The organism is Streptomyces sp. NRRL F-525, from assembly GCF_000716605.1.
In the GTDB taxonomy this organism is placed as follows: Bacteria; Actinomycetota; Actinomycetes; order Streptomycetales; family Streptomycetaceae; genus Streptomyces.
Map to the genome: position 1 here is coordinate 284,008 of NZ_JNXE01000006.1, position 15,187 is coordinate 299,194.

Consider the following 15,187-nt stretch of genomic DNA (forward strand, 5'->3'; position numbering starts at 1 on the left):
ACACGGCCCGGTCAGTGTCTGATGGCTGCTGTGGTGGGTTTCGAGGATCTGCGGCGACCGGCCGGGTACGCCCTCCTGACGCTGGCCGTCGCCGGTGGCTACTTCGCGGCGGGGCGGCTCGGCCTGCTGCGGGAGCTGGTCGTCGAGGGGGCCGTGTTCACCCCCGTCTGGCCGCCCACCGGCGTCGCGGTCGCCTGCCTGCTGATCTTCGGGCTGCGGGTGCTGCCCGGCATCGCCCTCGGCGTGCTCCTCGTGATCATGTCGATCACCTCGCTCCAGCCGACCGTGCTCGTCGTCCTGGCGGGCAACACCGTGGCGCCCGCCGTCGCCTACCTCATGCTGCGCGGGGTGGGCTTCCGCACCGACCTCGGCCGGTTGCGGGACGGCCTCGCCCTGGTGTTCCTCGGCGCCCTCTCCGCCATGCTGATCAGCGCCACCTGCGGGGTCGGGCTGCTCGTCCTCACCGACAAACTGGCCGCGCACTCCTTCTGGCCGGTCTGGCTCGGCTGGTGGGTGGGCGACGCGATGGGCGTACTGATCGTCACGCCGCTCCTGCTCATGCTGCGTACCGTGCGCCTGCCCCTGGACCTGCACCGCTGGAAGGAGGCCCTGCTGCTCGCGGCCACCATCGGCGTGATCGTCCCCCTCGTCACCCACAACCGCATCAGCCTGCTGTTCCTGATCTATCCGCTGCTGATCTGGGCGGCGCTGCGGTTCCGCTTCGCGGGCAGCATGCTGTGCGCCCTCTTCGCCTCCGTCATGGCCACCATCGCGGCGACCCAGGAGACGGGCCCGTTCGCCGCGCTGACCCATGTCGAGGTCATGATGAAACTCCAGGCCTTCAACGGCACGATGGCCCTCACCGCCCTGCTCCTGTCCTCGGTCATCACCGAGCAGCGCAACACCCGCCTCTCGGTGGAGAAGGCCTGCCAGGAACTCGCCGAGGTCCTCGAACACCTCACCGCGGGCGACCCCCGCCAGGGCGGCCGCCCCTGACCGGCTCACGCCGTCAGGCAAGCCCCGCGTCGCCCCGCCTGCGCAGCACCAGCAGCGCCGTGTCGTCCCGGGGCATCCCCGCCGTGTGGCGCCGCAGATCGCCGTAGACGGTGGCCGGTACGTCCTTCGGCAGGACATCGCCCCAGGTCGCCGCCCGCTCCTCCAGGGGATAGAACGCGCCGGACGGATCCCGCGCCTCGGTCACCCCGTCCGTGCAGAGCAGCAGCGTGCCGTCCGACGGGAAGTCGAACCATTCGACGGTACGAGGCTCAGGGGCCAGCGCGTCCAGGCCCAGCGGCACGCAGGGCTCCTGCCGGAGCACCGGCTCGGCCCGCTCCTTGTGCAGCAGCAGCGGCGCCACATGACCGCAGTTGATCGCCTGGACCTCCTGCTCGCCGTCGATGCCCAGGACGATCGCCGTCACGAACCGCTCCCGCTCACCGGTCTGCGCCGCGAAGGAGTTGTGCCGTAGCACCGCCTCCTCCAGGGCGTCGACCACGGCGGTGAGCGTGGGCTCGGTCACTGCTGCCTCGCGGAAGGCGCTCAGCACGGCGAACGCGGCGCTGATCGCCTGGAGGCCCTTGCCCTGGACGTCGGCGATGAAGACCCGGCTGCCGTACGGCGAGGAGACGACCTCGTAGACGTCGCCGCCCACCCGGCTGTCCTCCTCCACGGGCTGGTAGAGGCCGTGGACCAGGAGCTGGTCGGTCATCAGGGGGAACGGGCGCAGGATCTGCCGTTGCAGGGCGGCCGCCGCCGAGCGCAGCCGGGCGATCTCGCCCTCCCAGCGGATCCGCTGCGCCGCTCGCGCCACGCTGAGGCCGTTGAACACCAGGGTGAAGGCGACGACGGCCGCGTCCGCGCCCGCCGTGCCCAGCGGGGTGTCGACGAGGGAGCCGACGATGACGAGCGTCACCCATACGGAGGCGACGGTCGTCTGCCGCACGGTGCCGCGCCCGGCGAGCAGCGCGGGCAGCACCACCAGGAAGGGGGCGGGCCGGGTGTCCCGGCCCAGCGCGATACCGGTCACCGCCACCAGCAGCGTGACGACGACGAGCCAGAACACCACCACGGCCCAGCTGAGAGGAGGCGTGGAGCGCTGCCCTGCGTCTACCACGGTGGAACCGGCCGGATCTCTCGAGGTGCGCACCGGCCCTCCGCTTCCTTCAGTCGTCGAACAACCGTCGGGAAAGCATCCCACTCTTCAATATCAGCCCCACCCGTACCGTCCGCGAGCTGCGCCAACAGCTCAGGCCGACCCGGGACGCACAAGAACCGCACAGGGGACTACATTCCGATCCGTATGTTTGGCCGATGGTGGGGGAGTTGGGGACCGTTGTTCATCTGGCGCACACTGCGGGGTGAATGGCAGGGCATCGTCGTCGATCCGGTACGACAGCTGCTGCGGCGCGGACTGATGGGGGTGTCCCTGGCGTTCGTCGCCGCCTTCGGCGTCATCTTCTTCCACGCCCTCGCACAGCACCCGACCGGCGCCGAGATGGTGCGGGACATCGGCGGAGTCCAGGGCGACCTGCCCCTGTGGCTCGCCCTGGTGCGCACGCCCATATCGCTGTACGTCCCCGCCCTCGACCTGCCCGTCTGGGCCGGCATCACCCAGCTGTTCCTCGCCTTCGCGCTGGCCGAGCTGGCCCTCGGCCGGGCCCGCACCCTGGTCGTCGCCTACGCGACCACCCTGGCCGGCACCCTCACAGTGCGCGTGATGCTCCTGATCGGGCCCGGCTGCGGCGGCCTCGGGCTGCGGCCGGAGATCGGGCACGTCCTCGACACCGGGCCGTCCGCGGCGGTCGTAGGACTGTTCACGTATCTCGCCGTCGTCCGGCGCGCGCCCGTCGTGTTCTTCCTCACCGGCGGGTCGATGGTGTGGGAGTCGATCGTGAAACCCAACCTGGCGGGCCGCGAGCACCTGGTCGCGGTGGCCACCGCCGTCGTCCTGGGCGTGGTCCACGAGGTGCGCCACCGGCGGCCCACCGTCACGGCGCTGCTTCCGCAGTTCAAGGCGGACCAGCCGGTCAGGGCCGAGACACGCTGCCCATCTCCGCGGTGAACCCCGCCGGTTCGCTGTCGAACCCGCGCACCATCGCGCGGAACTCCCATGCTCCGGAGGCGTCCTTGGTGAACTCGGCGACCGTCGCCGCGGTGGACCCGGCCACCCCCGCGAAGTCGTCCGACAGCAGCTCCTTGTACCCCTCCACGACCAGCGCCCTGGCGTGCGAGAGATCACCGAAGGTCCTGGTCCCGCCGTTCTGGTGGATCGCCACCCCGACGACCACCCGGCCGAACGACGCGGCGAGCCGGTCGAGTTCGAGGACCATCACCTCCATGTAGCCGTACCCCTGGCCGCTCTCGCTGTGCCGGCTCATGTTGATCGTGCCGTCCGGCGCGCGGCTCTCGGAGTTGACGACGTACACCGGGCGTCCGTGCGGGGCCTCGGCCGAGTAGGTCGCCGCGACGATGTCCAGATGGCGCGGCTGCTGCCCCCAAGGGCTCGGATCCCAGCGGAGCCGTACTTCGACCTTCCCCGCAACTGTGCTGACACTGCTCACTGAATGCCGCTCCCGAATCAGGCCATCACGGGACGATCCCCCGCATGGTCAAGTATGGCTCTTCGACGGCCTGTTGATGCCGCCCGGACGGACCCGCCAAACCCGGGGTCAGGCGCTCCGGATCGCGTCCACCAGCCCGGCGACGAGGTGCGCCCGCTCGGCCATCGACGCGACGAGCAGATACTCGTGGTCGGCGTGCGCCCCGCCCCCGACCGCGCCCAGCCCGTCGAGTGTCGGTACCCCCAGCGCGGCCGTGAAGTTCCCGTCGCTGCCGCCGCCGACCGCCTGTCCTTCGAGCCCGGGCAACAACTCCTGCGCCACCGCGAACAGTCCGGCCGCGGCCGACTCGGGCATCGGCGGCCGCCCGACACTTCCCTCTACGGTGATCACGGCCTCGTCGAGATGAGGGGCGAGGGCCGCGAACGCGGCCTCGATCCGTTCCTTCTCCTCGGCCGACTCGACCCGCACGTCCACGACGACGGTCGCCTGCGCGGGAACGACGTTGTCCAATGTCCCGGCGGACGCGACGGTCGGCGTGACCGTCGTGCCCACCTCGGGCCGCGCCAACGCCGCGATGTCCAGCACCTGATGGGCCGCCTCGACCAGCGCGTTGACCCCCGCCGCGGGCTCCAGCCCCGCGTGCGAGGCCCGCCCTGCGACGGACACCTCGAACGTGCCGCATCCCTTACGGCCGGTCTTCACGCCCCCGCCGTCGGCGGCACCCTCGGCCACGAGCACGGCACCGCAGGCCAGGGCGCGTTCCTCGATCAGCGTCCGGGAGGCGCGGGAACCGACCTCCTCGTCTGCGGTCACCAGGATCTCGACGCCGGAACGGTCCTCCAGCGCCGCCAGCCCGTGGATCGCCTGCACCAGACCGCCGAGCATGTCGAAGACACCGGGTCCGGTCACCCGGCCGTCCTCGACCAGGAAGGGGCGGCGCGCGAGGGTGCCCAGCGGGAACACGGTGTCGTGGTGACCGAGGACCAGCACGCGGGGTGTCCCACCACCGGACCAGTGGACGTGCGGTCCGCCTTCGCTCTCGACGAGCACGGCCTGGCCACCGAGTCGCGCCTCGATGACAGCGGCGACGGTCTCGGCCGATGTCCGCAGGGCGTCCAGGTCACGGGAGGGGGACTCGACTTCGACGAGGGTGCGGAGGTCGTCGAGCATCGCGTCGACATTCACATCGGCGATCTTGTGCGTGGTCACGGAGGAAGGCTACGTGGCGGGCGTGGGAGAGGGGTGGGCGGCTTACGGTCTGTTGCCGCGCGACCGGCACGACGAAAGGCCGGCCCGACGCCCAACGCGTCGAACCGGCCCAACGGCCGTGCAGATAACGTGAGTTGATCAGTCCGTGCCGGACTCCATCGCCGCGCGGTCGAGCAGCGCGTCGTCCTCGGAGACCTCGCCGCGCGAGGCGATGGCCTCGGCGCCGCCCTCGGGCATGCTGCCGATGAGGCCGGTCGCGGCGGCCTGCGCGGCGCCGATCGCGGTGTTGCCGGTGCCGATGAGGCCCAGGCCGGCGTACTGCTCCAGCTTGGCGCGGGAGTCGGCGATGTCGAGGTTGCGCATCGTGAGCTGGCCGATGCGGTCGACCGGGCCAAAAGCCGAGTCCTCGGTGCGCTCCATGGAGAGCTTGTCGGGGTGGTAGCTGAACGCCGGGCCCGAGGTGTCGAGCAGCGAGTAGTCCTCGCCGCGCCGCAGCCGCAGGGTGACCTCACCGGTGATCGCCGAGCCGACCCAGCGCTGCAGGGACTCCCGGACCATCAGGGCCTGCGGGTCCAGCCAGCGGCCCTCGTACATCAGACGGCCGAGGCGCCGGCCCTCGTTGTGGTACTGGGCGACGGTGTCCTCGTTGTGGATGGCGTTCACGAGACGCTCGTAGGCGGCGTGGAGCAGAGCCATGCCCGGGGCCTCGTAGATACCGCGGCTCTTCGCCTCGATGATCCGGTTCTCGATCTGGTCGGACATGCCCAGGCCGTGCCGGCCGCCGATCGCGTTGGCCTCCATGACGAGGTCGACGGGGGAGGAGAACTCCTTGCCGTTGATCGTCACCGGGCGGCCCTGGTCGAAGCCGATCGTCACGTCCTCGGTGACGATCTCGACCGACGGGTCCCAGAAGCGGACGCCCATGATCGGCTCGACGGTCTCCACACCCGTGTCCAGGTGCTCGAGCGTCTTGGCCTCGTGGGTGGCGCCCCAGATGTTGGCGTCGGTGGAGTACGCCTTCTCCGTGCTGTCCCGGTACGGCAGCTCGTGCGCGAGCAGCCACTCCGACATCTCCTTGCGGCCGCCGAGCTCCGTCACGAAGTCCGCGTCCAGCCAGGGCTTGTAGATCCGCAGATGCGGGTTGGCCAGCAGGCCGTAGCGGTAGAACCGCTCGATGTCGTTGCCCTTGAAGGTCGAGCCGTCGCCCCAGATCTGGACGTCGTCCTCGAGCATCGCCCGGACCAGCAGCGTGCCGGTGACGGCACGGCCCAGCGGGGTGGTGTTGAAATAGGCGCGCCCGCCGGAGCGGATGTGGAACGCCCCGCAGGTCAGCGCGGCCAGGCCCTCCTCGACCAGCGCCGCTCGGCAGTCGACCAGACGCGCGATCTCGGCGCCGTAGGCCTGCGCGCGGCCGGGCACCGAGGCGATGTCGGGCTCGTCGTACTGGCCGATGTCGGCGGTGTAGGTGCAGGGGACGGCACCCTTGTCGCGCATCCAGGCGACCGCGACGGAGGTGTCGAGTCCGCCCGAGAAGGCGATGCCGACGCGCTCGCCGGTGGGGAGGGAGGTGAGGACCTTAGACATGGGAAGATTATGCACCCTCGCGCATGGTCATGCAAAGTCCCTTCTTTTGGCACGGCACTGCCGGGCGCCCGTGAGACAGGAGGGCACCCGGCAGCAGCGGCAGTGGGAGGGTGCTCAACACCCCGCCTTGTAGAAGTACTTGCTGATCTCGGGCTGGTTCATGTTCGCCTTGGTGATGGCCACCATGTTGGTGCCGATCGACTTCTGGACCGACTTGCCCTCGAACGCGGCGGCGAGCTGGTCGACGGCCTCCTTGCCGATCGCCGCCGGGTCCTGCGCGACCAGGACCTGCAGGGTGCCCGCCTTCAGCGAGGCGATCTCGTCCGGTTCGGCGTCGAACGCGGCCACCTGCACCTTGCCCTCCTTGCCCGCTTGCTTGAGACCGGTGGCTATGCCCTGGCCGGTGTTCGTGTTGCCCGCGAAGACACCGCCGAGGTCGGGGTGGGCCGCCAGCGTCGACTGGATCTGCGAGGCCGCGGTGGCCGGCAGGTCGTTGTCGTAGAGGGTGGGCAGCATCTTGATGTTCGGGTACTTCTTCATCTCCTCGGTGAAGCCCTTGATGCGGGCGTCCGTGGTGGAGACGCCGGGCTTGACGCTGATGACGATGGCCGAGCCCTTCTCGTTCATCAGCTTGGCGAGCGCGTCGGCCGCCACCCGGCCGCCCTTCTCGTTGTCGGACGAGATACGGGTGATGCCGATCGAGGAGTCGGAGACCGTGGTGTCCACCAGCGCGACCTTGGTCCCGGACGACTGGATCTGCTTGAGCGAGGGGGTGAGCGCGCTGGTGTCGACCGGCGAGATCAGCAGCCCGTCCGGCCGGGTCGCGGCCACCGAGTCGATGAGCGGGCGCTGGACCGACACGTCCCACTGGGCGGAGCCGTCGGCGCTGAATTCCATGCCCTTGGCCTTGGCCTCGGTCTGCGCCGCACAGGTCATGGTGATGTAGAAGGGGTCGCTCTTCACGCCGGTGATCAGCCGGACCTTCTTGCCGGAAGCCCCTCCTTTCGACCCCGAACTGCCGCTGTCGCTCGACGAACTACAGGCGGCGGCGCCGGTCAGGACCAGCACGGTGCCCGCGGCGACCAGTACTTTGCGCGTGATGCGGATGCTCGACATAAGGGTGTCCTCCTGGGTCATACGAGGGTTGGGACGAAGGCTGCGGCGGGGGGTCGGGGTCATGCGCGTTCCCGGGTCTTCCTGCGCATCTGGTCGATGTAGACGGCGGCGACCAGGACGACACCGACGGCGACGTCCTGCCAGTACTGCTGGACGCCGATGACGATCAGCCCGGTGGTCAGCACCGCGGGGATGAAGACGCCGATCACGGTGCCCAGCACCGAACCCCGCCCGCCGAACAGGCTGGTGCCACCCAGGACCACCGCGGTGATCACCTTCAGGTTGTCGGTGGAGTGCCCGGCGATCGACGTCGTGCCGTACGACGCCAGCCACATCACCGCGCCGAGACCGGCCAGGAGGCCCATCAGGCCGTAGACCTTGATCAGGTGGCGGCCCACCGGGATGCCCGCGCGGCGGACGGCGGTCGGGTTGGAGCCGATGGCCAGGGTGTGGCTGCCGAACTTCGTGGCGCCGAGGACCGCGCCGAACAGGGCGGTGACCACCGCGGCGAGGATCACCATCCAGGGGATGCCGAGCAACTTGCCGAATCCCAGGCTGTTTTGGAGGTGCGCGGCGGAGGCCCCGGAGGGGTCCTGGCCGCCGGTGGCGAGTTCGGCGATGCCGAGTGCCGCGCCCAGACCGCCCAGGGTCACGATCAGCGGAGGCACCTTCCCGGTCGCCACCACCGCGCCCTGCAACGCGCCCCAACCCGCCCCCACCGCAAGGGCGATGACGACACAGACCGCGACCGTGAACCAGCCGGCGGTCGGCCCGCCGTGGTGGATGTTGTACTCACCGGCGGCCACCGCCGCCAGCACCAGCACCGAGCCGATCGACAGGTCGATGCCCGCGGTGATGATCACGAACGTCATGCCGACGCCGAGCACCAGATAGATGGCCGCGTTCACGGCGATCTGCGTGATGTCGTACGTGGTGAAGAACTTGCCCGGCGCCGCGATGGTGAAGAACGCGACCAGCGCGACGAGGATCACGAACGTCCACAACTCGCTGATTCCGGCGGCCCGTCGGAGCCACGGGGGTATCGCCAGGCGCCCGCCGTCGGCCGGGGGCGGCTCCTGTGCCGGGGCGGCCGGCTTGATGTCCTGGCTGTTGGCGCTCATCGCCCGTCCTCCGCTTCCGTCGCGCCGGCCGGGTCGTGGTTCCCGTTCGGCGCGGGCTCGTCCAGCGATCCAGTCATGGCGCCGACGAGTTTCTCGATCGTGGCGTCGGCCGCGGTGAACGACGCGACCCGGCGGCCCAGCCGCAGTACTTCGATCCGGTCGGCGACCGACAGCACCTCGGGCATGTTGTGGCTGATGAGGACGACGCAGATGCCCCGGTCGGCGACCCTGCGGACGGTCTCCAGAACGCGGGCGCGCTGGACGACGCCCAGGGCGGCGGTCGGTTCGTCCATGAAGATGACCTTGTTGGCGAAGGCCACCGCGCGCGCCACGGCCACCGACTGCCGTTGCCCTCCTGACAACGTTGTCACAGGAGCCGTCACATCTTTCAGTTCCACGCCCAGTTCACCGAACGCCGCGATCGCCTCCCGGCGCATGGTGGGCCGGTCGAGCACGCCCAGGCGGCCGAGCAGGCCTCCGCGCACAAGTTCCCTGCCTAGATAGAGATTTGACGCAGCGTCAAGATCCGGTGCCAGGGAGAGATCCTGGTAGACGGTCTCGACTCCGTGCCGTTGCGCGTCCATCGGCCCCGTGAACCGGACCGGCGTCCCGTCCAGGCGCACCTCGCCCTCGTCCGGGGTGAGGACGCCGGAAAGTACGTTCACCAACGTCGACTTGCCGGCGCCGTTGTCACCGATCAGTGCGACGACCTCGCCGGCGTACGCCGTGAAGTCGGCGCCCGAGAGCGCCTGGACATGGCCGAAACGCTTGACCACACCGTGTGCCGCGAGAAGGGGTTCTCTTGCAGAGGCCATGTTGTGCCTTCTGGTTGGTATCGTTAACAGCTCGTCGATTCTGGGAGGCCCGTGGGTGGGCGTCAAGGGTCGTGAACGAACGGGGATTTGGGCGGACACCGTCGGCCCGTCGGACGGACTCCGGTCCGGTCGCGCTGGATGACCTCGGGAGGACGCGGCGTGACCAGTCGCCCCAGCCGTCCCAGTCGCCCCAGGATGAAAGACGTGGCCGCGGAAGCGGGCGTCAGCGTCATGACGGTGTCCCGGGTGGTCAACGGCGAGGCGGGCGTGGCGCCCCTCACCGCCGCCCGCGTGGAGGCCGCCGTCCGCAAGCTGGGCTATCAACGGGACGACGTGGCACGGCAGTTACGCCGTACGGACCGGCTGAGCCAGACCATCGGACTGATGGTGGACAACGTTGCCGATCCCTTCATGGCCGCCGTCGCCTCGGCCACCGAGGACGTCGCCCACCGGCGCGGCAACATGGTCCTCATCGGCTCCAGCCGCGCCGACCTCCACCGTGAACGCGAGGTCATCGCGGCCTTCACCGCCCGCAGGGTCGACGGGCTGATCCTCACCCCGGTCGCGGGCGACCACCGTGTGCTGCGCTCGGCGCAGGCGCGGGGCACGAAGATCGTGTGTGTGGACCGGGTGGCGCCCGGACTGGACGTGGACACCGTGGTGGTGGACAACTTCGGCGCGGTCCGGCAGGCCGTACGCCACCTCATCGCGCACGGCCACCGCCGCATCTGCTACCTCGGCGACAAGCCGGAGATCTGGACCTTCGGCGAACGGCACCGCGGTTATCTGGCGGCCCTGGACGCCGCGGGCATCGCCGCCGATCCGGCGCTCGTCCGGCACGGATTACGGTCCGGCGCGGACGCCGCCCGGGCCGTCACCGCGATCCTCTCCGCACCGGAGCCGCCCACCGCCGTCCTCGCGGGCAACGAGGCCCTCGCGTTCGGCGTACGGGCCGTACTGCCCGCCGGCGTCGCGTTCATCGCCTTCGACGACTTCGCGCTGGCCGCGCAGCTGACGCCGCCGGTCACGGTCATCGCGCAGGACCCGGTCGCCCTCGCGACGAGCGCCGCGCATCTGCTGTTCGCCCGCATCCACGGCGACACGTCACCGCCGCGCAGGGTCGTCATGCCGACCGAGCTGATCCCGCGCGGGTCGGGGGAGATCCCGGGCCCCGGTACGCCGTTCACGCATCGGCGCTGAGTCCCGTCCCCCGTCCCGCGCACGGCATCGGTCGTTACGCGCGAGGCCGCTCGAAGGTGAGGAGCAGGCCCTCGACCGCGCCGGGACCTATGCGGCCCTTGACGTCGGCGGCGGTGATGGCCTTGAGGCCCCAGCCGTCCTCGGCGTGCTTGTTGAGGACCTTCTCCAGCTTGTCGCTGTCCAGCGCGTCGCCGATCAGCGACTCCCGGAAGCTGACGACCTTGTACTCGAACGTGTAGGCGTTGCTCATGGCTGCGGTGTCCTCCTGTGCGTGCGCACGGTGTGCGGTGGGCGGGGTCAGCCAATCACGGGGGGACCTTCCCGCGCAGGCCGGGGGTGGTTTCGTGGCACGCCCGTCAACTCGGCCCGGAGAGCGGCGTGTTGTCCGGACGGGGCGTCGGGGTCGTACTCCCGGGTATGCCATGACCGCGCGCCGCGGCCGTCGTGTCACCCGGGACGCGGCGGGGCGGAGACGTAGCGTGACCGAGGCGTATACGAACGGATCCCGTGGAGGTGCCATGTGCTGGAGTGCGAAGGCCGACCTCGTGGCGGGCGCGGCGGTCGCCGCCGTAGGAGTGGCGTGCGTGGTCCGGGCGCGCAGGCGGACCGATCTCCCGATGGCCGCGCTGCCGTTGCTGCTCGGCGCCCACCAGATCGTGGAGTCGGCGGTGTGGGCGGCCGACGGGGGCTCGGGACCGGCCACCCTCGCCTGGGCCGTCATCGCCATGCCCCTGCTCGCGGTGTGGGTCCCGGTGGGTGTGTGGTGCGCCGCGTCCCGGCGGGCCCGGCCCCGGATCGGCGTGCTCGTCGCGATCGGCGCGGTGACGGCGGCGGCCCTCGCCCACGCCCTCGCCGTCCACCCCGTGACGGCCGAGATCCGCGGCCACACCCTCGGCTACGTCGTGGACCTGCCCTACGCCCAACTGGTCATCGCCGGCTACCTCGTGGCGACGATCGGCTCGCTGCTGCTGTCCGGTGAGCGCGGGCTGGTGGTGCTGGGGATCCTGGTCACGGCGGGCGCGATGGTCTGCTGGACGCTGTGGGAGCTGGAGTTCGTCTCGACGTGGTGCGCGGTCGCCGCGGTGTCCTCGCTGGTCCTCTTCTTCTGGGTGAACGGCGGCGACCGGGAGCCGGGGAGGCGGCCCTACGTCGGTGCGGGGCGCGGCGGGTCCAGGGGCTGAGGTCGCTGCTCGTGGCGACGGCGCGGGTCGGCCCGGAGGGGGAGAAGTCCGCGGTCGTGCAGCTTCAGCTGGTAAGGGGTGACCCCTCGGAGCGGTCGGCGACGAGGATCCCTCAAGGGGGCGGCGGGAGTCGAACCGAATACGACGGGGGCCTTTCACGGGTGTCGCCGTGCTGTGCCCAAGTCCCGCCGCGTGCCAAGTCGTTGGTGTCTGCAGGAGATGTCGGGTTGGATGGCCCCATGGAGCGCATAGACGCAGAGCTGTTCACCGACGGCGGGAACGACGCCGTGGTCCGTCTCCCCGGCCGCCGGTTGCCCGGCGTGCTCATCCAGGGCGACTCGCTGCACATCCTTCGCGGCGATGTGGCCGAGGTGGTGGAGGCCTGCGAACGGGGCGACCTGGCCGAGGCGGGGGAGGCGGCGGGGCTGCTGCTGGCGGGGTTCGACGCGCTGCTGAGCCGCTACTCCGTGGCGTTGGAGAACCATCGGATTCAGCTGCCCTACTGACGGGAGCCCTCGCTCACACCTCCCGGTGCTCGATCCCCAACAGGCTTGCCGCAGCCCGGAAGTCCGCCGTGTGGTGGCCCAGCGCCAGCGACCAGTGGTGGCCTACGCCCGTCGCGCTCCACGCGTCGACCCACTCGCCGGGGTCGCGGCCGAAGTCGACTCGGCTGGTGGTGTTGCCGATGGCGAGGTGCGGTCCGGGGACGACGGCCCCCTCGGACGTGATGAAGGAGAGGGTGCCGTCGGCGTCCTGGCCGAGGCCGAGGAGGGTGACGGGACCGTGCTGGACGTCGAACTCCACGCTGACGCCCCAGCCGCGCTTGCCGTGGTAGACGCCCAGGCCGCGCAGGAGCGGGTCGCGGGCGCTGACCGCGAGGTGGGCGGGGCCGTCGTGGCCCATCTCCACCACACCGGCCTCGAAGTCGAGGGCCTGGATCTCGGTGAAGGAACCCCCGGCGCCGATGCTCTGGGTCGCCAACTGGGCCAGGCTGGTGCGGAGTTCGTACTCGCCGGCGGCCGGTACCCCCCGGGCGGTGAGCAGGGAGGCGCCCAGGATCATGCCGGCGCCGAGCCGTTCGTGCAGTTCGCCGTCGAGTCCTCGGTGGTAGTAGGCGAGGGTGTCGAGGCCGAAGTCCTCGACGAGCCGGTCGAGGGCGACGGACACGGTCGCCCCCCACGCGAAGTCCTCGTCGACCACGCTGTCGTCCACGGCGAAGATCCGCCGGGCGAGAGCCGTACGTTCACGGGTCTCCGCCTCGCTCACCTTCTCCACCCGGTGCCGTAGGTCGTCGAACTCCAGCACCTCGACGTGCGAGCCGAACGTCGCCGGGAGCAGCGTCAGGTCGGTCGACACGTCGAGCATGCCGGGGTACAGGTGTCCCATCAGGCCGTGCCGGGCGTGGCGGAGCGAGGCCCGCACGTGTGCGGCCCGGATCCACTGCTCGATGCGCCGCCATGCCGACTCCTGGCGCAGCCAGCCCGACACCGAGCGGAAGGGGATGCCCGCCCGGCGGAACACGTTGCCGACCTCGGGCACCGGGCACTGTCCGCAGTACGCGAGCCAGGCGCCGGTGTCGAAGGAGGCGTGGTCCATCCGCTCGGACGGCTGGAGGTCGATGACCAGGACGGGGGTGTGTGAGCGCTGGGCGATCGGCAGCACCATCGACGAGGTCAGATACGTCGTCAGGAACAGCACGATCAAGTCGCAGTCCGCGCGCCGCAGTTGCTCGGCCGCGGCCGCTCCCTCCTGGGCGTCGGAGATGAAGCCGACGTCGGTCACCTCCGCGTCCATCTGCTGGAAGCGCTCGGCGACGTACGCGGACGACTCCCTCAACTGCGGGAGCAGGTCCGGGAATTGGGGCCAGTAGGCGCCGAGACCGCCCGCCACGAGTCCGATCCGGGTGCGGCGGCGGGGCGCCGGGGGGAGCAACTCGCGCAGGGCGGCGGCGCGTTCCGCGGTCATGGTCGTGGGTTCAGTGGTCACGGTCGCGGGTTCGGTCGTTGCCATGGGCGGTGTTCTTTCTGCGCGTCGGAGCTGGTGTGGATTCAGGTGCGGGCCACGCCCAGACCCGGCGCCGGGGCGACGGCCGTGTCGGGGGAACGCCGGATGAGGACATGGATGACGTACACACCCGCGACCCCAGATGCCGCCATGCAGAGGGTGATCAGCCACAGCAGGAGCGAGGCGCTGTAGTCCATCAGCGCGGGTGTCACGAACGCGACGCCCGCGAAGACCCCGCGCGACAGGGCGTAGGTGAGGCCCTGGGTGGTGCCGCGGGTGTCCGGCGGCAGGGTGAGCTGCGACCAGACCTTGTAACTGGCCTCCCCGGCAAAGGGGTTGGAGATCTGGTACAGCACGAAGAAGACCAGCATCCCGACGAGCGCGCCGGCCGTGAGGGAGGCGATGCAGAAGGCCACGACCTGCACGACGGTGAAGACGTAGAACAGCCGGTCGCGCCACGGGGTGTCGGCGACCCGTACGAAGACGAAGGTCAGGACCAGGGCGATCGGCAGGAAGGCCAGGTTGATGCCGGTGGCCAGGCTCTGTGAGGCGCCGCTGACCGTGACCAGGAGGTAGGTGCCGAACTGGCCGAAGGTGTTGGCGCCGATGCCCCAGGTGACGTAATAAACGAAGGTCGCGATCATCGGCAGCAGGGCGGCGCGGTTCCACACGTTCTTGAGCTCGATGCCGCGCGGGGCGGCCAGCGCGGCGGCCTCTTCCCGCTGTGCCGTCTCGGACGGCTCGGCCAGCTCCAGCCGGGCGCGGAGCAGGAAGGTGGCCAGCGCGGCGATGATCAGATGGCCGGTGATGATCCGCGCCCCGACCATGCCCGTGTCCGACAGGACGTAGCCGAGGAAGATCACGACGACGATGCCCGCCACCCACATGACCTGGGTGAACGACACGAGACGCGCCCGGCCGTCGGGGGGTGCCGCGTCCGAGACGACGGCCAGGGACGTCGGCAGGTCGGCGCCGGCGGCCAGGCCCGCGACGAGCACGCCGATGAAGAGGACGATGTCGTTCGGGGCGAGGGTGATGACGATCGCGCCGATCGCGTAGCAGAGGATGTCCAGGTTGTAGACGCGGCGGCGCCCGAACATGTCGGCTAGTCGGCCGCCGACGAGGGAGCCGACGGCGATGCAGCCGGTGACGATCGCGCTGATCGCCCCGGCCATCCACACGCCCATGTCGTAGTGGTCGCGGTAGATCGCCAGGTTGACGGCGATGCTGACGATGAGCGCGGCGTCGAGGTAGGACGCCATGCCCGAGAGGGCCGCGACCTTCCACAAGTGCCGGGGGATGGGCGGCTGTTCCGCGTGTTCCGGTGGGGACGGGAATCGGATCATGATGCGGCTCCTCGCGGCTCTGGGCCGGGGTCGCAGTGAATATAGGGTTCA

15 protein-coding genes are annotated in these 15,187 nt (G+C 70.6%); 5 read left to right on the plus strand and 10 right to left on the minus strand.

From position 1 onward, the window contains the following. Positions 1 to 21: 21 nt before the first annotated feature. Positions 22 to 996: an MASE1 domain-containing protein gene (locus OO69_RS12100; RefSeq protein ID WP_051800940.1), complete on the plus strand. Its 975-nt coding sequence runs from the start codon at positions 22 to 24 to the stop codon at positions 994 to 996. A 13-nt stretch (positions 997 to 1,009) separates the two neighbouring features. Here the strand turns inward: OO69_RS12100 and OO69_RS12105 are convergent, their stop codons facing one another. Continuing rightward, the gene (locus OO69_RS12105; RefSeq protein ID WP_033280506.1) at positions 1,010 to 2,146 is read right to left on the minus strand and encodes a PP2C family protein-serine/threonine phosphatase; all 1,137 of its coding nucleotides are present in this window, start codon (positions 2,144 to 2,146) and stop codon (positions 1,010 to 1,012) included. 186 nt (positions 2,147 to 2,332) lie between these two features. On the opposite strand from OO69_RS12105, the gene OO69_RS12110 reads away from it, so the two are divergent. After that, positions 2,333 to 3,061, plus strand: coding sequence for a hypothetical protein (locus OO69_RS12110; protein WP_033280507.1), 729 nt, complete (start codon positions 2,333 to 2,335; stop codon positions 3,059 to 3,061). On the opposite strand, the gene OO69_RS12115 is transcribed toward OO69_RS12110, so the two are convergent. The 6 genes from OO69_RS12115 to OO69_RS12140 all read right to left on the minus strand — a co-directional run bounded on the left by OO69_RS12115 (position 3,027) and on the right by OO69_RS12140 (position 9,405). Next, a complete protein-coding gene (locus OO69_RS12115) occupies positions 3,027 to 3,560 on the minus strand; it encodes a TerD family protein (RefSeq protein WP_033280508.1) in 534 nt (177 codons plus the stop codon). The two genes, OO69_RS12110 and OO69_RS12115, sit on opposite strands and share 35 nt — an antisense overlap. A 108-nt stretch (positions 3,561 to 3,668) precedes the next feature. Further along, a complete protein-coding gene (locus OO69_RS12120; RefSeq protein ID WP_420707869.1) occupies positions 3,669 to 4,730 on the minus strand; it encodes a M20 family metallopeptidase in 1,062 nt (353 codons plus the stop codon). A gap of 177 nt (positions 4,731 to 4,907) precedes the next feature. Next, positions 4,908 to 6,353, minus strand: coding sequence for an argininosuccinate synthase (argG, locus tag OO69_RS12125; RefSeq protein WP_033280510.1), 1,446 nt, complete (start codon positions 6,351 to 6,353; stop codon positions 4,908 to 4,910). Positions 6,354 to 6,467: 114 nt separating this feature from the next. Next, positions 6,468 to 7,469: an ABC transporter substrate-binding protein gene (locus OO69_RS12130; protein WP_033280511.1), complete on the minus strand. Its 1,002-nt coding sequence runs from the start codon at positions 7,467 to 7,469 to the stop codon at positions 6,468 to 6,470. A gap of 59 nt (positions 7,470 to 7,528) precedes the next feature. Then, complete coding sequence (locus tag OO69_RS12135) at positions 7,529 to 8,590, minus strand: ABC transporter permease (RefSeq protein ID WP_033280512.1); 1,062 nt, start codon at positions 8,588 to 8,590, stop codon at positions 7,529 to 7,531. After that, entirely contained in the window at positions 8,587 to 9,405 is an 819-nt protein-coding gene (locus OO69_RS12140; RefSeq protein WP_051800941.1) for an ATP-binding cassette domain-containing protein, read from the minus strand. The genes OO69_RS12135 and OO69_RS12140 overlap by 4 nt, the downstream gene beginning before the upstream one ends. A gap of 195 nt (positions 9,406 to 9,600) precedes the next feature. On the opposite strand from OO69_RS12140, the gene OO69_RS12145 reads away from it, so the two are divergent. Next, positions 9,601 to 10,605, plus strand: a complete 1,005-nt coding sequence (locus OO69_RS12145; protein ID WP_033280513.1) for a LacI family DNA-binding transcriptional regulator — start codon at positions 9,601 to 9,603, stop codon at positions 10,603 to 10,605. A gap of 34 nt (positions 10,606 to 10,639) precedes the next feature. On the opposite strand, the gene OO69_RS12150 is transcribed toward OO69_RS12145, so the two are convergent. Continuing rightward, the gene (locus OO69_RS12150; RefSeq protein ID WP_019056094.1) at positions 10,640 to 10,855 is read right to left on the minus strand and encodes a DUF4177 domain-containing protein; all 216 of its coding nucleotides are present in this window, start codon (positions 10,853 to 10,855) and stop codon (positions 10,640 to 10,642) included. Positions 10,856 to 11,123: 268 nt separating this feature from the next. Here OO69_RS12150 and OO69_RS12155 point away from each other — a divergent pair, with 268 nt between their 5' ends. Continuing rightward, a complete protein-coding gene (locus tag OO69_RS12155) occupies positions 11,124 to 11,786 on the plus strand; it encodes a DUF6629 family protein (RefSeq protein WP_033280514.1) in 663 nt (220 codons plus the stop codon). Positions 11,787 to 12,025: 239 nt separating this feature from the next. Next, positions 12,026 to 12,292, plus strand: a complete 267-nt coding sequence (locus OO69_RS12160; protein ID WP_033280515.1) for a DUF6959 family protein — start codon at positions 12,026 to 12,028, stop codon at positions 12,290 to 12,292. Between the two features lie 13 nt (positions 12,293 to 12,305). On the opposite strand, the gene OO69_RS12165 is transcribed toward OO69_RS12160, so the two are convergent. Further along, positions 12,306 to 13,796, minus strand: a complete 1,491-nt coding sequence (locus tag OO69_RS12165) for an L-fucose/L-arabinose isomerase family protein (protein WP_033280516.1) — start codon at positions 13,794 to 13,796, stop codon at positions 12,306 to 12,308. A gap of 38 nt (positions 13,797 to 13,834) precedes the next feature. After that, positions 13,835 to 15,136 carry an MFS transporter gene (locus tag OO69_RS12170; RefSeq protein ID WP_033280517.1) on the minus strand — a complete coding sequence of 434 codons (1,302 nt, stop codon included), beginning with the start codon at positions 15,134 to 15,136 and terminating at the stop codon, positions 13,835 to 13,837. Between the last annotated feature and the right edge of the window lie 51 nt (positions 15,137 to 15,187).